General features: G+C 33.4%; 28 protein-coding genes and 1 tRNA gene. 6 read left to right on the top strand and 23 right to left on the bottom strand.

The window, feature by feature from the left end; genetic code table 11:
- Positions 1–43: 43 nt before the first annotated feature.
- The 5 genes from CRN91_RS05985 to CRN91_RS05965 all read right to left on the bottom strand — a co-directional run bounded on the left by CRN91_RS05985 (position 44) and on the right by CRN91_RS05965 (position 4,886).
- The gene (locus CRN91_RS05985; RefSeq protein WP_254424923.1) at positions 44–433 is read right to left on the bottom strand and encodes an MORN repeat-containing protein; all 390 of its coding nucleotides are present in this window, start codon (positions 431–433) and stop codon (positions 44–46) included.
- Positions 434–624: 191 nt separating this feature from the next.
- On the bottom strand, positions 625–1,368 hold the full coding sequence (locus CRN91_RS05980) for an amino acid ABC transporter ATP-binding protein (RefSeq protein WP_114115527.1): 744 nt from the start codon (positions 1,366–1,368) through the stop codon (positions 625–627).
- A gap of 14 nt (positions 1,369–1,382) precedes the next feature.
- On the bottom strand, positions 1,383–2,531 hold the full coding sequence (locus CRN91_RS05975; RefSeq protein ID WP_114115526.1) for an amino acid ABC transporter permease: 1,149 nt from the start codon (positions 2,529–2,531) through the stop codon (positions 1,383–1,385).
- Between the two features lie 2 nt (positions 2,532–2,533).
- Positions 2,534–3,754 carry an amino acid ABC transporter permease gene (locus CRN91_RS05970; RefSeq protein ID WP_114115525.1) on the bottom strand — a complete coding sequence of 407 codons (1,221 nt, stop codon included), beginning with the start codon at positions 3,752–3,754 and terminating at the stop codon, positions 2,534–2,536.
- A 124-nt stretch (positions 3,755–3,878) separates the two neighbouring features.
- Positions 3,879–4,886, bottom strand: a complete 1,008-nt coding sequence (locus CRN91_RS05965) for an amino acid ABC transporter substrate-binding protein (RefSeq protein ID WP_114115524.1) — start codon at positions 4,884–4,886, stop codon at positions 3,879–3,881.
- Positions 4,887–5,324: 438 nt separating this feature from the next.
- Here CRN91_RS05965 and CRN91_RS05960 point away from each other — a divergent pair, with 438 nt between their 5' ends.
- The gene (locus CRN91_RS05960) at positions 5,325–7,199 is read left to right on the top strand and encodes an NAD+ synthase (RefSeq protein WP_114115523.1); all 1,875 of its coding nucleotides are present in this window, start codon (positions 5,325–5,327) and stop codon (positions 7,197–7,199) included.
- A gap of 4 nt (positions 7,200–7,203) precedes the next feature.
- On the opposite strand, the gene CRN91_RS05955 is transcribed toward CRN91_RS05960, so the two are convergent.
- From CRN91_RS05955 to CRN91_RS05930, 6 genes are all read right to left on the bottom strand, one after another.
- Complete coding sequence (locus CRN91_RS05955) at positions 7,204–8,496, bottom strand: aminodeoxychorismate synthase component I (RefSeq protein ID WP_114115522.1); 1,293 nt, start codon at positions 8,494–8,496, stop codon at positions 7,204–7,206.
- Positions 8,497–8,501: 5 nt separating this feature from the next.
- Complete coding sequence (locus CRN91_RS05950; protein ID WP_114115521.1) at positions 8,502–9,158, bottom strand: tetratricopeptide repeat protein; 657 nt, start codon at positions 9,156–9,158, stop codon at positions 8,502–8,504.
- Between the two features lie 51 nt (positions 9,159–9,209).
- A complete protein-coding gene (locus CRN91_RS05945; protein WP_114115520.1) occupies positions 9,210–10,052 on the bottom strand; it encodes an OmpA family protein in 843 nt (280 codons plus the stop codon).
- Positions 10,053–10,062: 10 nt separating this feature from the next.
- Positions 10,063–11,343, bottom strand: coding sequence for a Tol-Pal system beta propeller repeat protein TolB (gene tolB / locus CRN91_RS05940; protein WP_114115519.1), 1,281 nt, complete (start codon positions 11,341–11,343; stop codon positions 10,063–10,065).
- Complete coding sequence (gene iscX / locus CRN91_RS05935) at positions 11,340–11,537, bottom strand: Fe-S cluster assembly protein IscX (RefSeq protein ID WP_114116075.1); 198 nt, start codon at positions 11,535–11,537, stop codon at positions 11,340–11,342. The genes tolB and iscX overlap by 4 nt, the downstream gene beginning before the upstream one ends.
- Positions 11,538–11,610: 73 nt before the next feature.
- Positions 11,611–13,716: a RelA/SpoT family protein gene (locus CRN91_RS05930; protein WP_114115518.1), complete on the bottom strand. Its 2,106-nt coding sequence runs from the start codon at positions 13,714–13,716 to the stop codon at positions 11,611–11,613.
- 139 nt (positions 13,717–13,855) lie between these two features.
- Between CRN91_RS05930 and CRN91_RS05925 the strand changes: the two genes are divergently transcribed.
- Genes CRN91_RS05925 through ssb form a run of 3 tightly spaced genes read left to right on the top strand, consistent with a single transcriptional unit; the run spans position 13,856 to position 16,288 of the window.
- On the top strand, positions 13,856–14,626 hold the full coding sequence (locus tag CRN91_RS05925) for an outer membrane protein assembly factor BamD (protein WP_114115517.1): 771 nt from the start codon (positions 13,856–13,858) through the stop codon (positions 14,624–14,626).
- A gap of 16 nt (positions 14,627–14,642) precedes the next feature.
- On the top strand, positions 14,643–15,809 hold the full coding sequence (locus tag CRN91_RS05920; protein ID WP_114115516.1) for an MFS transporter: 1,167 nt from the start codon (positions 14,643–14,645) through the stop codon (positions 15,807–15,809).
- Positions 15,810–15,811: 2 nt separating this feature from the next.
- Complete coding sequence (gene ssb / locus CRN91_RS05915) at positions 15,812–16,288, top strand: single-stranded DNA-binding protein (protein WP_114115515.1); 477 nt, start codon at positions 15,812–15,814, stop codon at positions 16,286–16,288.
- 12 nt (positions 16,289–16,300) lie between these two features.
- Here ssb and acpS read toward each other — a convergent pair whose 3' ends face one another.
- From acpS to CRN91_RS05860, 11 genes are all read right to left on the bottom strand, one after another.
- Positions 16,301–16,690 (bottom strand): holo-ACP synthase, encoded by a 390-nt coding sequence (gene acpS / locus CRN91_RS05910; protein WP_114115514.1) that lies wholly within the window; start codon positions 16,688–16,690, stop codon positions 16,301–16,303.
- A complete protein-coding gene (pdxJ, locus tag CRN91_RS05905) occupies positions 16,687–17,418 on the bottom strand; it encodes a pyridoxine 5'-phosphate synthase (protein WP_114115513.1) in 732 nt (243 codons plus the stop codon). Before pdxJ ends, acpS begins: the two co-directional genes overlap by 4 nt.
- 9 nt (positions 17,419–17,427) lie before the next feature.
- Positions 17,428–18,114 carry a DNA repair protein RecO gene (gene recO, locus CRN91_RS05900; protein ID WP_114115512.1) on the bottom strand — a complete coding sequence of 229 codons (687 nt, stop codon included), beginning with the start codon at positions 18,112–18,114 and terminating at the stop codon, positions 17,428–17,430.
- Positions 18,107–18,991, bottom strand: a complete 885-nt coding sequence (era, locus tag CRN91_RS05895; protein WP_114115511.1) for a GTPase Era — start codon at positions 18,989–18,991, stop codon at positions 18,107–18,109. Before era ends, recO begins: the two co-directional genes overlap by 8 nt.
- Positions 18,988–19,653 carry a ribonuclease III gene (gene rnc / locus CRN91_RS05890; RefSeq protein ID WP_114115510.1) on the bottom strand — a complete coding sequence of 222 codons (666 nt, stop codon included), beginning with the start codon at positions 19,651–19,653 and terminating at the stop codon, positions 18,988–18,990. Before rnc ends, era begins: the two co-directional genes overlap by 4 nt.
- Positions 19,654–19,658: 5 nt before the next feature.
- Positions 19,659–20,453 (bottom strand): thymidylate synthase, encoded by a 795-nt coding sequence (gene thyA / locus CRN91_RS05885; RefSeq protein WP_114115509.1) that lies wholly within the window; start codon positions 20,451–20,453, stop codon positions 19,659–19,661.
- A complete protein-coding gene (gene lgt / locus CRN91_RS05880) occupies positions 20,450–21,238 on the bottom strand; it encodes a prolipoprotein diacylglyceryl transferase (protein ID WP_114115508.1) in 789 nt (262 codons plus the stop codon). The genes thyA and lgt overlap by 4 nt, the downstream gene beginning before the upstream one ends.
- A gap of 132 nt (positions 21,239–21,370) precedes the next feature.
- On the bottom strand, positions 21,371–21,847 hold the full coding sequence (locus CRN91_RS05875) for a DUF1643 domain-containing protein (RefSeq protein ID WP_114115507.1): 477 nt from the start codon (positions 21,845–21,847) through the stop codon (positions 21,371–21,373).
- 35 nt (positions 21,848–21,882) lie between these two features.
- Positions 21,883–22,260 carry a (deoxy)nucleoside triphosphate pyrophosphohydrolase gene (locus tag CRN91_RS05870; RefSeq protein WP_114115506.1) on the bottom strand — a complete coding sequence of 126 codons (378 nt, stop codon included), beginning with the start codon at positions 22,258–22,260 and terminating at the stop codon, positions 21,883–21,885.
- A 40-nt stretch (positions 22,261–22,300) separates the two neighbouring features.
- Positions 22,301–22,516 (bottom strand): TIGR02450 family Trp-rich protein, encoded by a 216-nt coding sequence (locus tag CRN91_RS05865; protein ID WP_114115505.1) that lies wholly within the window; start codon positions 22,514–22,516, stop codon positions 22,301–22,303.
- A gap of 105 nt (positions 22,517–22,621) precedes the next feature.
- Positions 22,622–23,404: a surface-adhesin E family protein gene (locus tag CRN91_RS05860; RefSeq protein WP_114115504.1), complete on the bottom strand. Its 783-nt coding sequence runs from the start codon at positions 23,402–23,404 to the stop codon at positions 22,622–22,624.
- Between the two features lie 482 nt (positions 23,405–23,886).
- On the opposite strand from CRN91_RS05860, the gene CRN91_RS05855 reads away from it, so the two are divergent.
- Positions 23,887–24,321 carry a ferritin-like domain-containing protein gene (locus CRN91_RS05855; RefSeq protein WP_114116074.1) on the top strand — a complete coding sequence of 145 codons (435 nt, stop codon included), beginning with the start codon at positions 23,887–23,889 and terminating at the stop codon, positions 24,319–24,321.
- 26 nt (positions 24,322–24,347) lie between these two features.
- Here the strand turns inward: CRN91_RS05855 and CRN91_RS05850 are convergent.
- A tRNA-Arg gene (locus CRN91_RS05850) sits at positions 24,348–24,424 on the bottom strand.
- Positions 24,425–24,606: 182 nt separating this feature from the next.
- Here CRN91_RS05850 and CRN91_RS05845 point away from each other — a divergent pair.
- Positions 24,607–26,016: a S41 family peptidase gene (locus tag CRN91_RS05845; RefSeq protein ID WP_114115503.1), complete on the top strand. Its 1,410-nt coding sequence runs from the start codon at positions 24,607–24,609 to the stop codon at positions 26,014–26,016.
- Positions 26,017–26,021 lie beyond the last annotated feature (5 nt).

Below are 26,021 nucleotides of genomic sequence, written 5' to 3'. Positions count from 1 at the left end.
CTCTAAATTATATAACTGTTCTATTGGTCTCTCTTAATTATTTTTATTCTTTTATATATATATTTTCTCTAAACAAACCCTCGAGCACTCTTCCATCATCCGCATAAGTCATAACACCCTTTCCATGTCTCTTGTTATTTTTCCATTGTCCTGCATATTTACTGCCTTCTCCATATACATCTCCATTTGGATATTTCATAATACCAAAGCCGCTATGTTCATTTTCTTTGAAATTCCCCTCATATCGCCTTCCATCTGGATAAATCATGATTCCTTCACCTGAAATAGACCCCATCTTAAAGTTTCCTTTATAACTTTGCCCATTTTCTGACGTATAGAGTCCATAGCCATTTGGCTTATTATTTTTAAAGATTCCCTGATATCTAGATCCTGTTTGATTTTTATAAACACCCAGGCCATGCATACATTTCATTTTTTTTTGATTTTTTATGCATTCTGTAACTTGACCCTCATAGCTACTTCCATCTATGAAAATAAGTTTCGTGATAGTTTGCTCATTAGCTGGTATAAAGTTTGCATAAGCTGTAGTAACTGTAAAAAAAACTACAGAGGCTGCAGTAAAGGATTTATTCAGGACAATCCTAATATTTTTATTCTTTATATTTAATGCGTTAATATTTGATCTAAGAATTGCTGTAATCTATCTGATTCTGCATTGTTAAAGAAGTTCTCTGGGTCATTTTCTTCAACAATTTGTCCATCATCCATAAATATAATTCTATTCGCAACTTTTTTGGCAAAACCCATTTCATGGGTTACACAAATCATTGTAATACCTTCCTTTGCAAGCTCTATCATTACATCTAGTACTTCAGAGATCATTTCTGGATCAAGAGCTGATGTTGGCTCATCAAATAACATTATTTTTGGTGAGGTGCATAATGACCTTGCTATTGCAACACGTTGTTGCTGACCACCACTTAGTTGATTTGGATACTTTTCAGCTTGGTCCCTAATACCAACTCTATCGAGTAATGACAATGCTTTTTCCCTAGCTTCTTGTTTTGTTTCGTTATGAACCCATATCGGCGCAAGAGTTAGATTGTCAACAATTGTTAAATGAGGGAAAAGGTTAAAATGTTGAAATACCATGGCAACTTCACTTCTAACTTTTCTTATTTTTTGGGCATCATCTGTGAGCTCTGTACCTGATACCACTATACTTCCCTCTTGAAACTTTTCTAAAAAATTTACACATCTAATTAGTGTTGATTTGCCACTTCCAGAGGGTCCACAAACAACTATGATTTCACCCTCTTTAACCTCTAAATTAATATTTTTTAAAGCATGAAAGTCTCCATACCACTTATTTAATTCAGATATATCAATAATATTATTTTCACTCATTTTAAACGCCTTTTTTAATTTGTATTTTCGGTATTAAAACGTAACTCTAATTTCTTTGAATAACGAGACATTGTATATAGTATAGTCCACATAACAATAGTAACGAAGACAAAGCCCTCTGTCTCTCTACCAAGCCAATATGGATCATTACTTGTTAAATTAACCATTGCAAGCATATCAAATAGTCCTATTATAAGTACTAGTGTCGTGTCCTTAAACAGAGATATTGAGGAGCCTACTATATTAGGAATTGAAATTTTCAAAGCTTGTGGAAGAACAATTAGTACATTTTTCTGAAAATAACTTAGTCCGATTGCATCAGCAGCCTCATATTGGCCCCTTGGTATGGCTTGAAGCCCACCCCTGACGACTTCTGCAAAGTATGCTGCCTGAAAAAGTGCAATACCAATAAGAGCCCTTAATAGCTTATCAAAATAGTTGCCTGATTCTAAAAATAGAGGCAATACAAAAGAAGCCATGAATAGAATTGTAATTAAAGGAACAGCGCGAATAAATTCAATAAAAAGCGTTGAAAATAGCTTGATTACCTTTAAATCTGATTGCCTTCCAAGTGCTAGTAAAACTCCAATTGGAAAGGACACAATGATCCCTACAGATGCAATAATAAGAGTCAGCAATAATCCACCCCACTGGTCTGTAGAAACAGGCATTAGTAACCCAAAACCACCTGCAATTAGAACATATGAGACTATAGGGTAAAGAATAATTAGTGATAGAGTAACCCTATTCTTATGCTTATAATTCTTTACTAATGGAACAATAACAAAAAGTAATCCTGTTAACGCAAAGACTGTATTTGGTCTCCAGGTCTCTGTTCGAGGATAGAAGCCATAGGTATACATATAAAGCTTTTCGTATATATAAGGCCAACAAGCACCCTCACGGCCACAATTTTGATTTGTTGCCATGGCTTCACTGAATTTTATGTCAAAACCAAAAAGGTTAACTGTGCCAAAGCTAAAACTAGCATTAAAAAACATCCAATCTAATAAAGGAGGAATCATTATATAAAGCAAATAGATTGAAGCAGCTGTAAGGGCGGTATTAATCCAAGTTGAGAATAAGTTAGTCTTTAACCATAATATTGCCCCAATTTGAGATATTGGTGGCTTCCTGGTAGATTGTTGATCGAATACTGGCATAATTATCTTCCCTGGATTTCCATCTTTTTATTAACATAGTTAAGCAATATGGAAATAAACAGTGATATCACTAAATAAACCAACATCGCCATAGCTAGGATTTCAACGGCTTGACCAACTTGGTTTAAAACAGTACCTCCAAATGTACTCATTAACTCTGGATAGCCAATTACTGTAGCTAGAGAAGAGTTTTTGGTTAAATTTAGATATTGATTAATAGTTGGTGGAATTGCTACTCTCAATGCTTGTGGCAAGACTATAAGCTTAAGAGATTGGACCGGTGACAAGCCAATTGCAGCAGCAGCCTCTTTTTGTCCTTTATCTACTGCCTCTATTCCAGAACGGATGGCTTCTGCAATATATGTTGCAGTGTAAACGCTTAGGGCAAAGGTTAGTGCTAAAAATTCTGGAACAACGGCCATTCCCCCTTTAAGGTTAAATTTACCTAGAATTGCATAGTCAAATTGCAGTGGTGTGCCAGATAATAAATAAATAATAACTGGAAGTCCAATAATTAATGCTAAAGTAAATGGCCAAGTACTTGTGTGAATACCTGTTAATTCATGTTTTTTCTTATAGAACTTTTTAATAAAATAAGCGGCAATAATACCAATAATGAACGCTATTCCTACAAATAAGAATCCTTCTTCAGGGATTGGTTTAGGAAGATATAGTCCTCTCTGATTAAGAAAAGCAAGATCAAAAAAAGATAGGCTTTGTTTTGGATGAGGAAAAATATTTATAAATAAGTTATACCAAAATAGAATTTGTAGAAGAATAGGAACGTTTCTGAAAAGCTCAATATAGCCACCTGCTAGCTTAGCTATTAGGTAGTTATTAGAAAGTCTTGCAATACCTATCAAAAGGCCAATTATTGTTGAAAGGATGATACCAATAAAGGCTACAACGAGTGTGTTGACGAGTCCAACGTAGAAGACAGTTAGGTTTGAAGATTCAGGTGTGTAGTCAGTTACAATATTACCAAGGAAAGGTAAGATATCAAAACCTGCTCTATTTTTTAAAAAAGTGAAACCTGTTTGTATGCCCCTAGCTTCAATGTTTTGAAAGAGGTTTCCTATTGCAGTATAAAAGAGTCCTACAACAAGAACGAAAGTAATTACCTGGAACAAGAAAGCCCGCACTTCATTGTTGTATAGTAGATCGCGAAAGTTTAACCCTCTGTGTTGAGATTTACCTAAGGATTCGAGGATAAGTTTTTTCATTTAAGATGTTAAAATTTGAATAAAAATATTTTACTAAATAAAGGCTTTCAAGAACAAAAAAATCAAAAAAAAGCCAGCCTGCTAAAGTATAGCAGGCTGGCTTAGGCTCTAACTAGATAATTGCTTATCTAAATGGAGCTGAGTACAAAATACCACCATTTGACCATAGTGCATTAACACCACGAGCAATACCAATTGGAGTACTTAGACCAATATTACGCTCAAAGCTTTCAGCATAGTTACCTACTTGCTTGATGATTTGGTAAGTCCAGTCTTGAGTTAGACCAACGTACTCATGAGTGCTTCCTGAACGACCCATTAAGCGCTCACGCTCTGGATTATTAGAAACCATATCAACAGTAGCGCTAGTAACACCAATCTCTTCAGCAGTAATCATTGCATTAAGAGACCATCTTACGATGTTGAACCACTGATCGTCACCTTGACGAACAACTGGGCCTAAAGGCTCTTTAGAGATGATTTCAGGAAGTACAACGTGCTCTGAAGGATCGTTAGCACCTGCTCGCATTGAATATAGACCTGATGCGTCAGTTGTTAGAACGTCACAACGTCCAGCGTCGTAGTTAGTTAAAGTTTGAGCATTCGTATCAGAAACAACTGAGTTGTACTCAATACCGTTTGCTTTACCCCAGTCAGCTAGGTTTAATTCAGTAGTAGTACCTGCTTGGATACAAATTGCAGCTCCACCTAATTCCATAGCACTAGAGACACCTAGTGATGACTTAACCATAAAGCCTTGTCCATCATAATAGTTAACACCAGCGAAGTTCAAACCTAATGAAGCGTCACGAGTAATTGTCCAAGTAGTGTTTCTAGACAACATATCGATTTCACCTGATTGAAGCGCAGTGAATCTTTCTTTAGCAGTTAATGGTACAAACTTAACTTTTGTTGCATCGCCAAGTGTTGCAGCTGCAACAGCACGACATACGTCAACGTCAATACCAGTCCATGTACCAGAAGAGTCAGCTGATGAAAATCCAGCTAGTCCTTTAGATACACCACATGATAGGTGACCTTTTGCCTGAACATCGCTCAAAGTAGAAGCTTGTACACTAAGTGCACCAACAACTAACAATGAAGCAGCAGACAATTTTAATAATTGTTTCATATATATCTCCTTAATGAGTTTCAAAGTAAAAACAATCCTTCACAAAACAAAGTGAGGATCCTCTAAATTTTATCATTAGTTCCTAACTTAATAAAGTTTTTTTGCAAATTAATAGTAATCAAATTACTCTTCTAAGGCTTATCAAATAGGACAATGTAGACAAAAATATTGTCAATTATTGAGTTAATAAAAATTATAAAACTCAACTATTTGAACTTAATATATCAAGAAAAAACTGAATTATTTTGATAAAAAATAAATTTTTTTTAAATTTTATTACAATATTAATTAAATTAAAAAAATACGTTAAATCAATAACTTAAATAAATATTAGGTATTAATTACTTCTATTATCTAAGTTAATTTTATGTAACTATAGTTAATTAATACCTATAGTGGTATAAAATAACTAATATATACATTAATATATAAATATTTATGAATAAAAAAACTATTGAATACCTTGCTCTGGTGCGTGAAAAAACAGGTTTTTCTGATTATAAAATATCTAAAGAATATGATATAAATCAATCGAATCTTAGTAAATATAGCTCTGGTAAGGCTGCTTTAAGTGAAACGCATGCCTGGTTATTTGCAAATATCCTTGATATAGACCCAGCTGTAGTTGTTGCTAATACCAAGTATGAGCATGCAATTAATACTGATAATAATTCAAAGGCGAAATTTTGGCAGCAACAGTTAAATAAGATTTTTTCTGAATCAGAGCCTATTCAAATTCAAATCGCACAATTTAACCCTATTGTTGGCGATATTAAGTCTAATGCTCAAAAAATGTTAAATTTGATTCAAGAGGCTTATGATTCTGGCGCTCATTTAATTGTATTTCCAGAGTTGGCTCTTACTGGTTATCCTCCTGAAGATCTTTTGTACCGTGAAGGTTTTATTGAGCAAGTTAACGAAGAGATAGGTTATCTATGTAAATCTGTTCCATCAAATATTTCTGTTTTGTTTGGTGCCCCTCAAAAAACTAATGATCTTTTATTTAATAGTGCTATCTGTATTCAACATAATCTTATCTCTCATATATACAATAAACAAGAATTGCCCAATTATGGTGTTTTTGATGAAAAGCGATATTTTACTGCTGGTAATGAATCATTGATATTTGAGTGTCAACAAACTAAAATTGGCGTATTGATATGTGAGGACCAATGGATTGATGGCCCTATTTCTAGATTATGTCAGTCTAATATTGATATTGTTATTTCTATCAATGCATCTCCCTTTCAGTCAGAAAAGCAACAAGAAAGACTTGATATTTGTCAAAAATACGCGAAACACTTCGATGTCACATTTATTTATGTCAATATGGTTGGTGGTCAAGATGAAGTTGTATTTGATGGAAGCTCATTTGTGGTTAATCAAAATGGAGATGTAACGCTTCAATTACCAGAATTTGAAGAACTTTGCTCTATGCATTCCGCCTCTATTGAATCTTATAAGCCTATTAATAAGGAGGCCTCTATTTACTCAGCTCTTGTTTTAGCAACACGGGATTATATTAGAAAGAATTCATTTGGTGGTGCCTTAATAGGGCTTTCTGGAGGTATTGATTCGGCATTGACGCTCGCTGTTGCAGTTGATGCTATTGGATCTGAAAATGTCCATGCAGTAATGATGCCATATGAATTTACCTCCAATATGAGTCTTGAAGATTCTGCATTACAGGCTAGAAATCAGGGTGTAGAATTTTCTAATATTGATATTCATTCTATGGTGGATTCGTTTAATAATTCTCTTAATGACCTTTTTGGTAATGCAAAAGTGGATTCAACTGAGGAAAATATTCAGGCTAGAGTTCGTGGAACCTTGCTTATGGCTCTATCTAATAAACATCATAAAATAGTTTTAGCAACAGGCAATAAATCTGAAATGGCAGTGGGATATGCAACCCTCTATGGAGATATGTGTGGAGGATTTGCGCCATTAAAAGATATTTCAAAAACAATGGTTTATAAACTATCTAATTATAGAAATTCAATTTCAGAAGTTATTCCTGAGAGAGTTATTACAAGGCCACCCTCTGCTGAGTTAGCTCCAAATCAAGAAGATCAGGATACCCTTCCTTCTTATGATGTTTTGGATGATATTTTGATGCGATTTGTTGAGCTTAAAGAATCTGTTGATAAAATAACCGAGCAAGGCCATAGTTTAGAGGTGGTAAATAAAGTAACTTCAATGATTCTTAGAAATGAATACAAAAGACGACAATCTGCTCCTGGACCCAAGATAAGTAGTAATGCTTTTGGAAGGGAGAGGCGATATCCTATGACCTCTAAGTTTCAACCTTAAAGCATTAGTCTTTAAATACTTTGATTAAGCCTTCTGCCTTATGCCTAGTTTCAGCTAATTCTCTCTCTGGGATTGAGTCATATACAATTCCAGCACCTGCTCTAAAGCTTAACTTATTATCTTTATGGATAAAGCTACGTATAAGAATATTAAAGTCCATCCTCCCATTTTGACTTAAATAACCTACTGAGCCTGTATAGGCTTCTCTTGGCATTTGCTCTAACTCACTAATGATTTGCATACAGCGGACTTTAGGACATCCAGTAATCGTTCCACCAGGAAAAAGTGCCTTGATAATATCTTTTATACCTACCTGTTTTTTAAGTTTTCCTTTGATATTTGAAACTATATGATGCACATATGGGTATGTCTCAAGAGTCATAACCTCATTAACAAAGACACTTCCGTATTCACATACCCTTCCCATATCATTTCTCTCAAGGTCAAGTAGCATAACATGTTCAGCAATTTCCTTAGGATTACTGATTAAATTATCTTTTAAAGTTTCATCATCAGAGCCCTTACCTCTAGGATGAGTTCCAGCAATTGGCCTTGTTTGTAAAACATCATTATTGACGCTAAAGAGCCTCTCTGGTGAAGATGAGATTATACTAAAGTCTTGATAGTGAATTAAAGCAGAGAAAGGGGCTGGATTAGCTTTTTTTAAGGATTTATAAATAGCAGCTGAATCTACATGATTATTTAGCTTATATTGCCATTCTCTTGACAAGTTGACCTGAAAAACATCACCAGCAATAATATACTTTAGGCTACTTTGTACTCCACTAATAAATTTTTCTTGGTTTTCCTCAGATAAGCTTCCCTCTAATGGGCTTAATGGGATTAGATTGATAAGTTTAATATCATCTAATATTAAGTTAATTCGAGAATCATCATTACTCTCATCTACGATATAAGTTTTATCTAACTGGTGATCAATGATTATTGCAGTAGGAATCTTAACAGCGTACGCAATTGGTAAATCTGAGTTATGAAGATCAGCAGATAAGGTATTTTCAATTTGGCCAATTAATTCATAAGAAAGATAGACAAACCAGCCTCCACAAAAAGGTAAATCTGAGTTTGTATTATTTAACTTATATTTACTTTCAAGCTTATTTAAAAAGTCAAAGTCAGAAGCATTGTTAAGAACTATATTTTCACCTGGGAAAGCAAATAATATTGAGTATCTATTATTATCATTGTGATTTACACTTTCAAGTAAGAAAGGATATCTAGAGTTATCAAGATAACAAAAAGAAGCTAAATCAACTTTTTGTATTTCAATAGTTTTCACTTAAGTTAGAGGTCTTCAAGCAATTGATTAGCTTTTGGATTTAAAGCATGGTCAGGATACTCATCGATCATTTTAGACAGCAAGACTTTTGCGCCACTAAATTCTTTTAAATCAATTAAGGCAATAGATAGTTCGTAGAGTGAATCTGCAAACTTTGGATGGTCTTTATTGCCATTAGCATGAAATTCTTGATATTTTTCCTTGGATCTTAATGAAGAGCCACTTGCAAAGTAAGAGCGTGCAAGCCATAACTTAGAGTCTTCAGTATTGATAGAATTTGGAAAGGTATCTAGATAGCTGGAGAATAATTTGATAGCTTTTTGATAATCCTCAAGGACAAAGCTACTTTTTCCATCAGAGAATAATTTTAATGCTTTTGTTTCTGAGTCTGTTTTAGTTGTTTTTATTATTTTTTCTTTTTTTGAAGAATTCAATTCAATTATTTCAAACAATTCAGTTATTTTTTCAGAATTAAGTCTGAGCTCCTCACTAAGAAGCTCATTATTATCTTTTAATGATAGAATTTCTTTATTAAGCGTCTTAAGTTCTTTATTTAGCTTTAATAAAATCATATCAATATCAAGTCCCTCTTCTGCGTTAATGCCTGCAGCAGAAAAGAAACATAACGTAAATATGAGATATTTTAGTAAAGACTTTTTCATCAGACGATAAAACGAACCGTATAACAAAGGTTTTTAGTACAATTTATTTGCCTAGTAATATGAGAATTCTACTCTTCGATTTTCTTCCCAAGCCTCTTCATTGCTTCCAACTAGGACGGGCTGCTCTTCACCATAACTAACAACCATAATCCTATCTTCTAGGTTGTATAGCCCAAGAACTTCTTGAACAGCTAAAGCACGATTTTCACCAAGAGCTAGATTATATTCACGCGTACCCCTCTCATCAGCATGGCCTTCAAGACGAACATTAACTGATGGGTTATTTTGCATAAAGTTGGCATGTTCAATAATTGACCTAGTTGCCACTTCATCAATACCTGTGTCATCATAGTCAAAATAAAGAATAAAAGATGTACCACTATTTTTAAATTCTTCGATCACAGCCATAACCTTAGAAGCATCTGCCATTAAAGCACTTTCAAGCTCATCTCTATTTAGTAGGTTGCCATCTGCATCAAGTTCGATCATGTCGCCCATGCCTTTAGCAATTGCCATTTCAATAAGTGCATCATCAGAAAGAGACTCTAATTCAGCAGACTTACCATCCATAAGATCACCACTTTCTATTATAGCGTTTATGAGTTGCTCTCTATTTTGTAAATTTCCATCAGCATCTAAAACAATCATGTCCTCAAGGCCTTTTTCTTTAGCAATTGCAATTAATTCATCATTTGATAATTGCTCAAGCTCAGCAACAGTAAAGCCACCGTCATCACTTAATACTAAAACTTGCTCACTCAAATCTGCAACTTCAGCTGGAGCATCAGATGGATTAATAAGATCTAGAAACTTATCACCTAACTCTGAAATATTAGTAGCTGCACATGAGCTGAGAAAAATGACACTTGATAATAATAGAATTTTTTTTGACATTTTAATTTCCTTAATTAGAATAGTTTGACCAACTAGGTTCTCGAATTTCACCCTCTTTTTGCATTAATTCAATAATCTGATTGTTATGAAGTGAGATTATAGACAATATTCCCTTGTTATCTTTATTAGTTGAAAAAATAATCATACCACCATTTGGGGAGAAGTAAGGCGACTCATCAGAATTATTAAAGGTCATAACACTTAAATCTCTTGATGAGATGTCAAGTAATGCCAGTCTGTAATCTTTACCAACACGATGAATTAAAGCAAGTTCATTGCCATCTGGAGAGTATACGGGTTTTGCATTGTATCGCCCTTCAAAAGTAGCTCTTTTAACTTTTCCAGATTTAAGATTTTTTATATAAACCTGAACTTGGCCTGTCCTATTGGAGGTAAATGCAATATTCTTACCATCAGGTGAGAAATTTGCCTCTGTATCAATTGCACTATTTGTTGTCAGTCTTTTTAAGTCTTTCGACTTAAAGTTATATAAGTAAATATCTTTATTCCCTTTTTTAGAGATTGTTAATGCAAGGCTTTCTCCATTTGGATGCCAAGTTGGCGAAGATGCAATTCCATCAAATTTTGGCAGTTTTATCGTCTTTGTCTTTTGAAAAGGCGTTATTGCAAAAACTTCAGAGCGGTTATTTTTAAAAGAAACATAGGCAAGTTTACTTTGATCAGAGGACCATGCAGGTGATAAAATTGGCTTTGAGGATCGAACTACTGTTCGTGGATTAAATCCGTCAGAGTCTGAAATTTGAAGTCTATATGTTCTTCCACCACTTGAATTATCATTAACAGTCACATAAGACAATCTAGTATCAAAAGCACCTTTTTGTCCAAGTAGAACAAAATATATCTTATCGCTTATAGCATGGGCAATTCTTCTTAAAGCGCCATTAGTGAAAGCTATTTTTTTCTGATAAAGAGCTTTTTTAGTAAGAATGTCATAAACATAAATTTCTGCATGGTTAACGTTGGCACTAACTTGTCTTATTTTTCCAAATACGATTGCATCTTTTTTTAGTTGTTGATAAAAATCAAAATCAATTACTCCATTAAATAATTCATCTGTATTTTTTGCATCAAATTGTCCTGATCGATTTAAATTTTCCCTTATGATTGAGGCAAGGTCAACGTCCTCATCAAAATTACCAATCATTTCAAAGGGGGCAACTACTATTGGAAAAGCAGCCTCTTTTGATTTGACTACATTTACCTCTAAAAGAGCATTAGCAGAAAATGAAATTAACGTAGTGATTAATAAAAGAGCTTTTAGGTATTTCAATCTTTTTCCTCAATCCAATTCATTTGAATGGCTTCTAGAACCCTCTCACCACATTTACTTTGACCCTCTTCAAATTCATCAAGATCAAGCACAAGTTGACGAAGATCTACAAAATTAATAGTTGTAGGGTTAATATTTGGGTGATTTTCTTCTAATGAAATAGCAATCTCTAAAGAGTCTGTCCAGCAAATCATTTTAATAAAGATAGAAAAAATATAATGAAGCAATTTTAATCAATTAGTATGAAGGCTTTAGACAATTTTAAAATTAAAGTCTTTCAGCAGATATGAGATAAGGTAATTTATTAAGTTGATCAAGAATATTGTTGAGCTCTACGATATTTGAAATAACAATAATTATATGAAATAACCTAGAGGAGCCAGGCTTTTGTTGTGTTTCAATATTTTCTATATTGACACCTAAATTAGCCAAAGTATTTGCAATAGCTGCAAAACGACCACTGCGATTTTCCACAAGACAACTAATACCAACCTCAAATAGCTCGTTTTCTTCAGATTTCCAATCGACCTCCATCCACTGGGCATTTTTTTCTTTAATATGCTCTATATTTGAACAATTAGAGCGATGCAAAACTAGGCCTTTTTGAGTTGTTAAAACTCCTATAACTCCATCTCCTGGTATTGGATAGCAACAGTGGGCAAAACTGATTGCCATCCCTTTAGTTTTGGTGATAGAGATTGTGTTTATTATTTCATTATTTATATCTTGTAAAAGTTTATTGATAACTACTGATACAAATATTTCTGATAATCCAACTTTAATATATAAATCCTTAAAATCTGAGCAATTAAGATCCTTTAAGCATTTAGTCCATTTATCCTCAGGCACATCAATAATTTTAATTTTTTGATACTTTAAAGCATCTGAGATTAAAAGCTTGCCAAGTTTTGCAAGTTCAGTTTTTGAATTTTCTTTAAGATGCGCTTTTATTGCTGTTTTAGCTTTAGAGGTGATTACAAAGTCTAACCAACTTGGTTGAGGTTTAACGAATCTGCCAGTTATAATCTCTATAGTTTGACCAGATTTAAGTTCTGTTGAAAGCTCTGCTTCATTGCCATTAATTGTAGCTTTTTGTGATTTTTTCCCTATGTTTGTATGAACAGCATAAGCAAAATCAAGGACTGTGGCTCTAAGAGGAAGTTGAATGATCTTTCCTGCCGGTGTAAAAACAAAAACCTCATCAGAGAACAAGTCTGATTTAGTACTCTCTAAAAAATCAATTGATGTATCAGTATTCTGATGAATATCAAGTAGTGATCCCATCCAGTTTCGAGCTAATTTGTCATTTGGCTTATCAGTATTCTTATAGTGCCAATGGGCAGCAATACCATACTCTGAAATGAAATCCATTTCTTGGGACCTGATTTGAACTTCAATAAACATTTTTCGTGGTCCAATTAATACTGTATGAAGGGATTGATAGCCATTTGGCTTTGGGGATGAAATATAATCTTTAAACTTAAGTGGGATAGGCTTATATAAGCTATGAATATGCCCTAAAGCCTGGTAACAAGCATTTGTATTTTCTACTACTATTCGAAAAGCATGCATATCAAGGACTTCAGAAAACTTTCGAGATTTTTCTTTCATTTTTTTATAAATACTAGATGGTTCTTTCTGCCTTCCCTCAATAGTTGCATTGATTCCTTCAAATTTCAATCTAGTCTCTATTTCTGATTTAATAAGACTAATTGTTTTTCTTTGATTTCCATATTGCTTATTTATTTTTCTTTCTATTATTAAATGTTTTCTGGGATGTAGAGTTCTAAAGCATAGATCATCTAACTCTACTCCAATACTATGAAGTCCTAGTCGTCTAGCAATAGGAGCGTGAAGCTCTGAAGTTTCTTTTGCTTTTTGGATCTTTTTTTCATCACTCATAGAATCCAGTGTTCTCATGTTATGAAGCCTATCAGCCAATTTTATGATCATAACTCGCATATCTTTGGACATTGCTAAAATAAGTTTTTGAAAGTTTTCAGCTTGTTTTTGGGAACTTGATGTGAACTCTAAATTAGTTAGCTTGGAAACTCCTTCAACAATATGAGCCACTTGATCACCAAACTCATTCAAAACATCATCTTTAGTTACAGAAGTATCTTCAATACAATCATGAAGAATTGCTGCTACGATGCAAAGATGATCTAGTTTGAGTTCTGCAAGAATTAAAGCAACAGATAATGGATGATTGATATACTCTTCTCCAGACTTTCTAAATTGCCCAGAATGTGCTTTTTCAGCAACAATGAATGCCTTTCTAGCAATTTCAACTTCTTCTTTAGGAAGGTAGGAATCTAAGACTTCACAAAGTTCATTGATTTGCGTTTTTTTTTGAAAAAAGGTTGTTGCCATGAAATTATTAAATCAAAAATATATTAATATATTATAGAAGTTTGTTGTTATTTACTTAAAGTTCTTTATATAAAGGTTTCCATAAAAAAAATACACCCAAGTATAATTGTCAAATTGATTTAAATTACTTGTTTTTAAAATGAATAAGCATACTATCCTTTTGACTTCTTTACTGCTTTTATTAAGTGGGTGCTCCCCTTTTGGAGGGGGCGCTGATATAAGGAAGAGCCCTGCTGATGGCCAATCACCAAAAGCTTTATATGAAATAGCTGAAGATAAATTAAGTGCTGGCTCAATAGATCAAGCGATAAAGCAATTCGAATTAATTTTATCTTCCTACCCAACTTCAAAGTATGCTATCCAGGCTAGATTAGACATTGCTTATAATTTATTTAAGCAAAAAAAATATACACGTGCAATAATTGAACTTGATGAGTTTATTGAGAAACACCCCACTCTTCCATCTACTCCTTATGCATATTATTTAAGAGGAATTATCGCTGAAGAAAAATCATCATCTATTCTAGATAACTTTGTCACTGATAGCGCTCAAAGAGATGTTCAAAGTGTGGAGGATGCTTATAGTTATTTTGCGATTTTAATTGAGAAATTTCCAGATTCAAAGTATTCTGAAGACGCGTCAAAAAAGCTTATTAATCTTGTAAATACTCTTGCAAGGCATGAATTTTATGTTGCGCGTTTTTATACAAAAGTAGGCTCTCATATTGCAGCCATAAATAGATCTAAGTATATAATTGAAAATTATCCTGGAAGTCCTTCAGTCGCTGATGCGCTTCATTTAATGGCATATAATTATGATTTAATAAATGCTAACAATCTTGCTACTGATGCAAGAAAAGTTTTAACATCAAGCTATCCTAACTATTCTCAGAATTACTCTATAGATTAGCTTATTTTCTCTGACTATGAACTCAAAAGAAAGACTCTTTGCTTTAAGGATATCCCTAGTTATGGCTGTCAGAATGCTGGGTCTTTTTATGCTTTTTCCAGTAATGAGCATATATGCAGCTGATTATGATAATTCCTCACCGTTTTTAATAGGCATGGCAATTGGTATATATGGCTTAACCCAGGCTATTTTTCAAATTCCTTTTGGATATTTGTCTGATAGATTTGGTCGTAAACCGATGCTAATTTTTGGTTTAGTAGTATTCTTTTTAGGTAGTTTAATAGCTGCAAATACTGATAATATTTTAATAGTTATTGTTGGGCGAGCTCTTCAAGGTGGTGGTGCTATTTCTGCTGTATTAATGGCCTTTTTAGCGGATTCTACCTCAGAAGATAATCGTGCCAAAGCAAATGCATTTGTTGGGTTTCAAATTGGAGTTGCATTTATGCTTTCTTTAATTATTGGTCCTATAATAACTTCAAGAGTTGGGCTTCATGGGCTGTTTTGGGTTATTGCCATACTTTCAATTATTGCTTTAATAATTGTCCTTACATTGCCTTATTCAAAGCCTGTGACATACTATCGTTTATCAGCAAGTGCCTTTAAAGAGATACTAAATGGACAGCTATTAAGACTAGATTTTAGTATTTTTTCTCTACATCTAATTCTTGCCAGTGGTTTTATAGTTATGCCAATTTTAATAATTGAAAATCAAATTATTGGGATGATAGATAACTGGAAGCTATACCTTCCAGCAGTCTTACTTTCATTTTTAGGCATGTTACCTCTTATTATTATTTCTGAAAAATTTAAAAAAACAAAACATGTTTTATTGATAAGTATTTTGCTCTTAATACTTAGTCAAATTTTATTCTTATCTTTAAATTTAAGTTTTTCAGTATTTCTTATTTTGCTAACAATTTTCTTTATTGCTTTTAATACTGTAGAAGCTTTATTACCATCGATATTATCAAAAACTGCAAACGCTTCTAAGCGAGGACTTGCAATGGGTGTATTTTCAACTTCTCAATTTTTAGGCACATTTTTTGGAGGCGCAATTGGCGGTCTTATTTATAACATTTATGACTTAAATAGTGTATTCTTATTTACTATATCAGTAGCCATAATTTGGTGGTTTTTGATACTTACTTTACCACTTAAAACTAACACATCAGGGGATTAAAAATGGCGGGTATTAATAAAGTTATTCTTGTTGGAAACTTGGGTGCAAAGCCTGAATTAAAATATGGTGCATCTGGTAATGCAGTAACCAACTTATCTGTCGCCACAAGTGATTCTTGGACTGACAAGAATACTGGTCAGAAGCAAGAGAGAACAGAGTGGCATCGAGTTAGTCTATTTGGAAAACTTGCTGAGGTTGCTGCGCAGTACACTGATAAAGGCTCCAAAGTTTATGTTGAGGGTAAATTGCAAACAACAAAATATACCGACAATGCTGGCATTGAAAAATACTCAACAAGTGTTGTTGTAGGAGGTTTTAATGGTGTTTTTCAAATGCTTGATCGCCGTGATGATTCTAATATGGGTGTCCCGAATGAATCTTCTAATGCTTCAATGGAGGCTCCTTCTCAAAATACGCAAGCAGCTCCTAAAATAACACCTGTGGCGCAAGATGAGTTTGAGGACGATATCCCCTTCTAATATTTAGCTGAATTATTCTATTTTATCTGCTTCTAAGACCACAAATGCAATGGCATTTTGACTTTCGTCAGATATACTTAAATGTGCCTGCTTAATGCCTTTAGCTAACAAATACAGTCTTAATTTTTCACTAGGAATAAAATGTGGTTTCCCATTTTCATTGTTTCTAACTGTCAAATCTTGAAAGCTAACTTCTTTACCAATACCAGTTCCCAAAGCTTTTGAAAAAGCTTCCTTAGCAGCAAACCTTTTTGCACAAAATGCTGGACTATCAGCTTTATTAGCAAATAATGCTTGCTCATGATCTGTTAGAACTCTTTTTATAAAGCCATCTCTATTTTTCGAGATAATATCTTTAATACGATCAATACTAACAATATCTGTGCCAACACCATAAATCATAGCCCTCTAGCCTCTCGAATTAGATCTTTCATTTCAGAGGTAGCATTTGCTAAACCAACAAATAAAGCTCTTGAAATAATTGAATGTCCAATATTGAGTTCTACTACAGAGTCAATCTTAGCTATATTGCCAGTATTTTCAAGAGTTAAGCCATGGCCAGCATTAACCTGAAGTCCAAGACTATTAGCATATTCACAAGCCTCTATAATCCTATTAAGTTCTTTATTGGAATCAATTTTATTTTTACAATCCGCATAGTGCCCTGTATGGATTTCTATTATTGGGGCATTACACTCCACTGCAGCATCAATCTGATGCTTATCAGCATCTATAAAAAGAGAGGCCTTTATGTCATTAGATTTAAGTTCACCACACACCTCTTTTATCCTTGATAATTGTGAAAAGACATCCAATCCACCCTCTGTTGTGAGTTCTTGACGTTTCTCTGGGACTAAGCAACAATCTTCAGGCAATACTTTAGAAGCAAAAATAAGCATTTCATCAGTTGCAGCCATTTCTAGGTTCATTTTAGTTTTCAGTTTTGATTTAAGTTCAAGAACATCATGATCTTGAATATGTCTCCTGTCCTCTCTTAAATGAAGAGTAATGCTATCAGCACCGGACTCTTCACAAATATTTGCAGCTTCAACAATACTTGGATATTTAGTTCCTCTAGCCTGCCTTAATGTGGCTATATGATCAATGTTAACACCTAAAAAAATACTCATAATTTATGTTTAATTTACAAAAAATAATTCTCTACTTTTAAGAGGTTTGTCTCCTAAAAGTGACTTTAGTCTCTTTCGATTTAATTTCTTTAAAGTAGCCAAATGATTGTTATTTGGACAGACTTTATTTTCGCTGGCAAAGTTTAAAAGAATACTACCTTTTATTTTACCATCTGTATGTGACACAAACCCCTGATGCTCATGAAACTCATAGTTATTTGCAGGGTTGATTGGAATTCCATCATAATCGTCTGAAAAGTCTATACCATAGCCCAATTCTTGTAATAGTTGATTTTCAAATAATCTCAGTGAAAATTCTTTTTCAGAGCTGGATTGAGTATTAATATTTTTAATAAAATCCCAATACAAATTAAATAACTTACTATGCTCGTCTCCCTCAGCTAAAAGTCTTGAGAGGAGCTCATTAGCATAAATAGCCAATATTAAGTCATCACCTATAATTCTACGTGGCTCATCAGAAATCTCCCAATTAGCAAGACTTTTGAGATCTCCCTTGCCTTTATAAGAAATACTTAGTCTTTGAAACATTTGCAATGAAGTTTTGCTGCTTCTAGCTCCTCTTGCAATTAGACGAATCTTACCGTGATCTTTAGTAAAAAAGTCAAGCAATAAGGAGCTTCCTTGATACATTCTTCTATGTATTAAAAAGGCTGGAGAATTTTCGATTCTAGTCATATCCTAATGATGCTAGTGCCCTCTTATCATCAGACCAACCTTGCCTGACCTTAACCCATAACTCTAAAAACACCTTGGATTCTAAAAAACCTTCAATACTAATTCTAGATTCTCGTCCAATTTTTTTAAGCATTTCTCCTTTAGCACCAATCACAATACTTTTTTGAGAGGGTTTATCTACAAAAATTCTAGCTGCTATGCGGTACATTTTGCCATCAAGATCAAATTTTTCGATTTCAACTGTAATATCATATGGAAGCTCGTTTGATAGATTTCTCATTAATTTTTCACGTATGAACTCTGATACGACGAATCTTTGTGATCGATCAGTAATATAATCTTCATCATAAATTGCTTTCTGGATCGGTAAATATTTAAGAATTAATTTTCTAAGTTCCTTGGTATGAGAACGATCAAACGCTGATAAAGGAAATACATCATTAGCCTTAAATTTCTCACCTAAGGTTTCAAGATAAGGAAGTACTTGATCAATAGAATTTAATTTGTCTACTTTGTTTACACAAAGAATTACTGGAATATCAACCTTACTTAAGTGTTCTAATACACGGGCATCTTCCTTAGTCCATTTTAAAGCCTCAACTAGCCAAATAACCATATCTACATCTCCAAAGCTTGAGCTTGCAGCTTTATTCATGTAAGAGTTTATGGCTTTTTTATTACCAATATGAATACCAGGCGTATCAATAAAAACCATTTGATAATCTTTTTGAGTATCTATAGCATTTATTCGATGTCTAGTTGTTTGAGGTCTATGAGATGTAATAGATAGTTTTTGTCCAATCAACTCATTGGTAATTGTAGATTTTCCCACATTGGGTCTACCTACAACTGCTATGTATCCTGACTGAAAGCTCATTTAAAGGAAATGCTCTTTAGGATTGATTCAGCACACAATTGCTCTGCTCTCTTGATGCTTTTAGCATTTTCATGGACACTTATTCTCAATTCTTTGATATGACAACTTACATAAAAAATAGCATTATGATCTTTTCCTTTTGAATCAATAAGTTTATATTGTGGTAATTCATATCCTTTTTTTTGGAGTAACTCTTGAAGTTGGGTTTTAAAATCCTTTAAAGTCTTTTCAGGATCTGATTCTTCTAAAAGCTCATCATAAAGCTTCAAAATTATGCCTTTCACAGTTTTATAGTCAGAATCAAGAAGAATTGCACCCAAAATAGCTTCAAATGCATCTGCTTGAATTGATTCACGCCTAAAGCCACCACTTTTTAACTCTCCTTGGCCAAGGATAAGGTTATCAGAAAGATCAATTCCTTTAGCAAGTTTTGCTAAAGTTTGACCTTTAACCAGGCTAGATCTTAACCTTGAGAGTTGGCCTTCATCTATTAATGGGAAGCGATTATAAAGTTCTTGCGAAATCACGCAACCAAGTATGCTATCTCCTAAAAATTCTAATCTTTCATTGTTGTTTTTACTGACACTTCGATGCGTTAATGCTTGTTTAAGAAGATTAACATTATTGAAATCATAAAAAATACTTTTCTGTAATTTTTCCATAAGAATTATATAGCAACTGGTGCTTTAATTGGTTCATCATGGATATAATTAACGAACTCAAAGTCCTCATAACTATAGTCAAAGATACTCTTTGGCTTGCTTTTAATAACAAGCTTTGGAAGAGCTTTAGGGCTGCGTTTAAGTTGAGTATCAACTTGCTCAGAGTGATTTGAGTATATATGACAATCACCACCACTCCAGATGAATTCCCCTACTTCTAAATCACATTGCTGAGCAACTAAATGAGTTAATAAGGCATATGAGGCAATATTAAAAGGCACTCCCAAGAAAATATCGGCACTCCGCTGATAAAGAAGGCATGATAATCGTCCATTGGCAACATAAAACTGAAAGAGTGCATGGCAGGGAGCAAGAGCCATTTTATCTATCTCTCCAACATTCCAGCTTGAAACTATAATGCGTCTCGAATCAGGTGAGGTTTTTATAAGTTTAATTGCTTCTGAGATTTGATCAATCTCTCTACCCTCAGAATTATTCCATTTGCGCCATTGAGCACCATAAACTGGACCTAGATCACCATTTTTATCAGCCCATTCATTCCATATATTCACTTTATTATCTTGCAAATATTTAATATTTGTATCACCTTTTAAGAACCATAGTAATTCATGAACAACTGAAGGTACATGAACTCTTTTAGTGGTTACTAAAGGAAACCCTTCATTAAGATCAAAGCGCATCTGATGGCTAAAAATGCTCTTTGTGCCAGTTCCAGTCCTGTCAGTTTTAATTGTCCCTTTATCTCTTACCATTTTTAAAAAATCTAGATATTGTTTCATGTTTCCCCTTTTAAATAATTAGATTTGTAAAAAAGATAAAGCCCTACTAGGATCATTGGGAAGCTTAATATTTGGCCCATAGTTATCCAGTCAAGCGCCAAATAACCAATATGTGTATCTGGAACTCTGATAAATTCAATTATAAATCTAAAGGTGCCATAAAAAATTAAAAATAAGGCTGATATTGAGGTTATTGGAGGATTTTTTTTACTATAAAGCCAAAGTATAGAAAACAAAATAAGACCCTCAAGGAAGGCCTCATATAATTGAGTAGGATATCTTATAGCCCATTGACCAATCTGGTCTGGTGCATAAACTCCAAAAGAACTAGTTGTTATCTTGCCCCATAGTTCACCATTAATATAATTACCAATTCGTCCAAAACCTAAACCAAGAGGTACTAAAGGAGCAATAAAGTCTGTTGTGTCAAAAAAACTAAATTTAGTTTTTTTATTAAAAAGTAACATTGCTATTAAAACACCTATAAATCCCCCATGAAAAGACATTCCACCATTTTGAAAATTAAATAAAGTTAAGGGATTTGATATGAAAACTGAAAAATTATAAAAAATTAAGTAGCCAAGGCGGCCACCTATTACAGCACCCAGTGCACCATAGAAAATTAAATCATCAACATGACTTTTATTCCATTTTTGACTAGATTTTGCCCGATAATTCGCCAGCAGATAGGCACTTAAAAAAGCCAATAAATACATAACTCCATACCAATAGATCTTTACAAATCCTAAGTCAAAAAGTACTGGATCAATAATGACATACTTCATAATTGGTAATGTGGCAAAGGGTTAATATTTATAATAAGATTTTTCAAACAATTTTGCTATCTAAATTAAGCTATAAATTATAGGCAATAATAGTGTTTTGATGTATCTATTCGGCTGCTTTGCAATAATAACTCAAGCTGGGTAGTTTATTAATTTAGTAGCTTTATTTTGATATAACGGATGTGCAGGTTGCCCAGTTTTATTAATTTTTAAACAAACAAGTTTAGTTACTAATGAAAGCACTTCTTTATCCCTTTCTTTAAAGCAGCCATCATTCCCCCAAGCTGCAACTGTTAGTCCTGAATTTTTATGAAGATTAATAATAAATTGATTATTCGCTTCTCCAATGGGAAATTTAGCATTTTTAAGATCCATTGGAAGTGTTGCCCTAAATGCAAATAAATTAGTCATTACTAGGCCTCCATAGCCCCATCTATTAGCGTAATCAACACATCTTCTTATTGTAGGATCGTCATAATTTTCATCAGCAGTTGATGGATTCAACCCAATAAATAAAACGTATTTTTTGTTCACATCCCAAGTCCTAGTTAGAGAATACCTATAAAACCTACAATCTGAAAAAATAGCACTTTTTTTAATAATCTTCATTTAGTTTTAATGTTTTGCTATAGATAGACTTACTCTTAAATTAGTGAGGTGATATTACCATCACCTGCAACAAAGTCATATTTATCAAAATCTTTTTTTTCAACCCATTCCATTGCTTCATGTTCATTAAGCTTAATAGTCCCATCTATTATTGAACAGAGAAAGTAATGCAACATAATATTTATCTCATTATCTTTGTATTTTTCTTGTGCAAGCTTTTCATGGACTCTGATGTTTATATTTAACTCTTCATGAATTTCACGTGAAAGTGCCTGACTAAGAGTTTCACCAGGATCTACCTTGCCCCCTGGAAACTCCCATTTAAGGCCCATATACTTTTCTTTATTTCTTTGAGCAATAAAGTAAGACTCCTTTTTTTTTATTATTGCTGCAACAACATTAATAGGCTTCATATTAAATAATCCTTATTACTCTTAAAATAATGGTTTATTTTTATTTCCATCCCTGTAACCAATGCAGACTATTTTTTAATTCTATCCAGTTAATAAGTTTGGATTGATTAGATATGACTGCCTCAATTAAACAATGAGTCACGTTATTATTTTCATCAAACGTTAACTCTGTAACAAGAAAGTGCCTTTCCTTACCAACTGGCTTGACTGCAGTCCACTTGCTATTAAGAAGTTTTTTATTATTTATTTTATTCATTGAAATTATAATGTTCAGTCTGAATAGAAAAAATATAGATTTAGAGATGATTCTAACATCCTAAAATATTTTGAGTTGGTATTTATTTACCTAATTAAAAGTAGATTAATTAACCTTAAAGGTAAGCATAATCTCTTTACTGAAAACCGCCTCATCTGGAGCAGGCGGCAGTGGTGATGATTTAAAAACAGCCCTTCTGATAGAGCTAGCAAACTCCAAGGCTTTACTCTGTGACATTGCTGAGTTTTCATTATTACCATTATCACATCCCACAACTTTGACACCCTCTACCGCACCATTTTCAGCTTGATTAATTAGTACAATACAGCTCCAATTATCTTGCGCGCCTTGGTAATTCCAAGATGATTTAATTTTTAAATTAATGCTATCGATATATGCCGATTTTAAAGTTTTTAATTGAGGTGATATCTGCTCTTCGGGCTGCTTAATAGGTCCCAGATTTTCTCTTTCAAATTCCTCATTCCTTTGTTCTAAGATTTCAATACGAACTGATTGCTCTTGTGGGGATAGTTTTGACATTTGACATATAAAGTTTAATAAGATTTCATAGCCAGTATTAGCTTGATAATACTCCCAATTAGTTACCATGTCTTTCTCAGTACCTTCTCCCTCACCCATAGGAAAAGAATAATCAACTCGTTTTAGAATTCTAAACCCTTTTAAGTCACAATCTCCTTGTGCATACGATTTTGCACTACCAGTCGACCAGGAGTCTATGTACCACCAATTTATAAAACCATCTTCTTCTTTAAGGGTCTTGAAGTCAATATAGAGCGTAGAGCTATTACCTGGCAATACTTTTGTCCACTCAGCATAAGAGTTAACAGAGAGAATTAAAGAGAAAATAAGTAAGAGTAGTTTTTTCATAAGGCTGTAATTATAAGTTCCTTTCTTAGTAGCTATCTATTAAATAAAACAAACAATGTTTTAAATTTAATTTACGAAGCTGCTTATGATGGTAACCATAAAATACATAAAGCTAAGCATAAACACCATACAGCCAGTTGTCCATATAACTAATTTTGTTTCCATTATTTATTCCTATTGATTGTAAAAAAAAGTATGAGCAATCACAAACGGAAACTATTGTAATTATGAAGCATAAAGATTAGATGAAGAATTGAAGTTCTTTATATGCCAACTTGAACTAAATTTCAATGCAAAAAGCAAACTGATCTAAATGACTACAGAGCAATTGAAATTGTAAGTATATAAAGATAATTATTGTAAATTTTTAATCTTTTGACAAAAAATAAGTGCTAAAAAAATACCTTAATTCATTGCTTAACATATAATATTAAACAATATAAATTAAGGTTTTAATTACAAAAATAGGAATTAATATGGAAATGAAAGAAATCAATTCAAAAGAAGTTTGTGATATATTTAAAGAAATAATTGAATATGAACTTGCAGGTGTTGTTAGGTACACACACTCCTCTCTAATGGTAACGGGGCCATATAGAATTCCCATAGTTACATTTTTAAAAGAGCAAGCTGCTGAATCAATGATTCATGCTCAGCAAGCCGGTGAATTACTCGTTGGGCTTGATGGTCATCCAAGCCTTAAAGTCGCAAAAATTAAAGAAACTCACAGGCACTCAATTAAGGATATTCTAGAAGAGAGCTTAGAACATGAATTGCATGCGTTGAGTTTGTACAAAAAATTATTAATGAAAGTTGCTGATGCGTCAGTCTATTTAGAAGAGTATGCCAGAAGTATGATTGGCGAAGAGGAGCAACACTCTCTTGAGCTTAAAGCTATGTTGAAAGATTTTAGTTAATAGTTAAATGATTAAATTATATTTTTTGGTGCGCTCGAGGTGATTCGAACACCCGACATTCGGCTTCGGAGGCCGACACTCTATCCAGCTGAGCTACGAGCGCAATATGAATCAGATAATTTTAGTCTAGTAAATGACAAGTAATGAATTTTAATTCTATGAATCATAATGAACTATTATTTTAATTTATTTTAAAAACTACATTATTTCTTCATCTAAAATTTATGAAATACTAGTACAATTCTCACAAATTCTAATTCAACCTTTTATTTTTAATTAATATTTATGAAAAACTTAAAACTTTTAATACAGTCCATTGCTTTATCATCTTTACTTATTTTTTCTTCTAGTATTGCCTTAGCTAATGAAGAAAACTATTCTCCCCTAGATTCAGAGTCTTTCTTTGAGGGTATGAGTAAATTCACAACTGTGTTTTCTCAAATTAAGCAACTCTATGTTGATGATATTGATGACGAAACTTTATTTAATAATGCTATTAAGGGTCTTATAGAGGGTTTAGACCCTCATTCTAGTCTTCTTGAGCCACAGAAGCAGTCAGCTCTAAGTGAAAGCAATATGGGCAAATTTGGAGGCCTTGGGATTGTTATTGGAACTAAGGGTGACTTCATAGAGGTTGTATCACCTATTGATGATACACCAGCCTATAGAGCTGGCCTAAAAGCTGGTGATATTATTTTAAAAATTAATGAGCAGAATGTAAATCAAATTAATCTAGAAGAAGGTGTAAAGCTCATGCGAGGTGCCCCAGGTACTTCAATAACATTAACTATTGGTCGACCTGATATTGCTCCTTTTGAAGTGACAATTACTCGTGAGGTTATTACAATTACATCCGCAAAAGGACTTCTTTTACAGGAAGGTATGGGCTATTTAAGGATTGCACAATTTCAAAGACCGACAGCGGAAGTTGTAGAAAAAATTGTAAATAAATTAATTAAGAAGAACGGTGGTGAACTTGACTCATTAATTATTGATTTAAGAAATAATCCAGGTGGGCTTCTTGACTCTTCAATTGATATTTCAAACTTATTTATCGATGAACCAGGAATTGTTGTATATACAGAGGGAAGAACACCTAGTTCAAATACCTCTTTTCCAACAACACGTGGTGATATTCTTAATGGTGCCCCTATTGTAGTATTAATGAATGTAGGTTCTGCTTCAGCTTCAGAAATCGTTGCTGGTGCATTACAGGACCATAAGCGTGCAATAATAATGGGAGAAGAGTCTTTTGGTAAAGGGTCCGTGCAGTCTATGTATAACCTTCAAAACGGCTATGGTCTTAAATTGACTACTGCAAGATACTACACACCTTCAGGAAGGTCTATTCAGGCTAAAGGTATTGTGCCTGATATTGAGTTGGATAATATCTCTTTAAAGGATGAGGATGAAGATAGAATTGACTTTAGCTCTCAAGAAAAAGATCTTAAAAATGCTCTTTCTGCTGAAGACGAAGGAGAGGCCCCTGCTGAAGTTGAAGGGGTGACTCCTACTGAAGACGAAGTAAAGACTCCTTCTAAAGACCCAACCGAACTATCTGCTGAAGAGATTCTTAAATCTCAAGACGAGATTGCAGATGCGCGTGATCAAGAATATATTGATCTTTTATTAGAAGATTATTATGTTCATGAAGCCGTCAACGTTCTGAAGGCATTAAAAATATATCAGAAATAAAGACT

This window comes from Candidatus Thioglobus sp. NP1, assembly GCF_003326015.1.
Taxonomy (GTDB): Bacteria; Pseudomonadota; Gammaproteobacteria; order PS1; family Pseudothioglobaceae; genus Pseudothioglobus; species Pseudothioglobus singularis_A.
The sequence above is the reverse complement of the archived record's forward strand: the minus strand, read 5'-3'. Positions and strand labels throughout refer to the sequence as shown.

Coding starts and splice junctions, on each gene's coding strand:
- CRN91_RS05980 (WP_114115527.1), bottom strand. CDS start 1,368: ATGAGTGAAAATAATATTATTGATATATCTGAATTAAATAAGTGGTAT.
- CRN91_RS05970 (WP_114115525.1), bottom strand. CDS start 3,754: ATGAAAAAACTTATCCTCGAATCCTTAGGTAAATCTCAACACAGAGGG.
- lgt (WP_114115508.1), bottom strand. CDS start 21,238: ATGAAGTATGTCATTATTGATCCAGTACTTTTTGACTTAGGATTTGTA.
- ssb (WP_114115515.1), top strand. CDS start 15,812: ATGGCGGGTATTAATAAAGTTATTCTTGTTGGAAACTTGGGTGCAAAG.
- iscX (WP_114116075.1), bottom strand. CDS start 11,537: ATGATTTGCTGGACAGACTCTTTAGAGATTGCTATTTCATTAGAAGAA.
- CRN91_RS05870 (WP_114115506.1), bottom strand. CDS start 22,260: ATGAAGCCTATTAATGTTGTTGCAGCAATAATAAAAAAAAAGGAGTCT.
- CRN91_RS05865 (WP_114115505.1), bottom strand. CDS start 22,516: ATGAATAAAATAAATAATAAAAAACTTCTTAATAGCAAGTGGACTGCA.
- CRN91_RS05875 (WP_114115507.1), bottom strand. CDS start 21,847: ATGAAGATTATTAAAAAAAGTGCTATTTTTTCAGATTGTAGGTTTTAT.
- CRN91_RS05860 (WP_114115504.1), bottom strand. CDS start 23,404: ATGAAAAAACTACTCTTACTTATTTTCTCTTTAATTCTCTCTGTTAAC.
- CRN91_RS05920 (WP_114115516.1), top strand. CDS start 14,643: ATGAACTCAAAAGAAAGACTCTTTGCTTTAAGGATATCCCTAGTTATG.
- recO (WP_114115512.1), bottom strand. CDS start 18,114: ATGACTAGAATCGAAAATTCTCCAGCCTTTTTAATACATAGAAGAATG.
- CRN91_RS05925 (WP_114115517.1), top strand. CDS start 13,856: ATGAATAAGCATACTATCCTTTTGACTTCTTTACTGCTTTTATTAAGT.
- rnc (WP_114115510.1), bottom strand. CDS start 19,653: ATGGAAAAATTACAGAAAAGTATTTTTTATGATTTCAATAATGTTAAT.
- CRN91_RS05845 (WP_114115503.1), top strand. CDS start 24,607: ATGAAAAACTTAAAACTTTTAATACAGTCCATTGCTTTATCATCTTTA.
- CRN91_RS05965 (WP_114115524.1), bottom strand. CDS start 4,886: ATGAAACAATTATTAAAATTGTCTGCTGCTTCATTGTTAGTTGTTGGT.
- acpS (WP_114115514.1), bottom strand. CDS start 16,690: ATGATTTATGGTGTTGGCACAGATATTGTTAGTATTGATCGTATTAAA.
- CRN91_RS05945 (WP_114115520.1), bottom strand. CDS start 10,052: ATGTCAAAAAAAATTCTATTATTATCAAGTGTCATTTTTCTCAGCTCA.
- pdxJ (WP_114115513.1), bottom strand. CDS start 17,418: ATGAGTATTTTTTTAGGTGTTAACATTGATCATATAGCCACATTAAGG.
- CRN91_RS05975 (WP_114115526.1), bottom strand. CDS start 2,531: ATGCCAGTATTCGATCAACAATCTACCAGGAAGCCACCAATATCTCAA.
- CRN91_RS05930 (WP_114115518.1), bottom strand. CDS start 13,716: ATGGCAACAACCTTTTTTCAAAAAAAAACGCAAATCAATGAACTTTGT.
- CRN91_RS05985 (WP_254424923.1), bottom strand. CDS start 433: ATGAAATGTATGCATGGCCTGGGTGTTTATAAAAATCAAACAGGATCT.
- era (WP_114115511.1), bottom strand. CDS start 18,991: ATGAGCTTTCAGTCAGGATACATAGCAGTTGTAGGTAGACCCAATGTG.
- thyA (WP_114115509.1), bottom strand. CDS start 20,453: ATGAAACAATATCTAGATTTTTTAAAAATGGTAAGAGATAAAGGGACA.
- CRN91_RS05960 (WP_114115523.1), top strand. CDS start 5,325: ATGAATAAAAAAACTATTGAATACCTTGCTCTGGTGCGTGAAAAAACA.
- CRN91_RS05855 (WP_114116074.1), top strand. CDS start 23,887: ATGAAAGAAATCAATTCAAAAGAAGTTTGTGATATATTTAAAGAAATA.
- CRN91_RS05950 (WP_114115521.1), bottom strand. CDS start 9,158: ATGAAAAAGTCTTTACTAAAATATCTCATATTTACGTTATGTTTCTTT.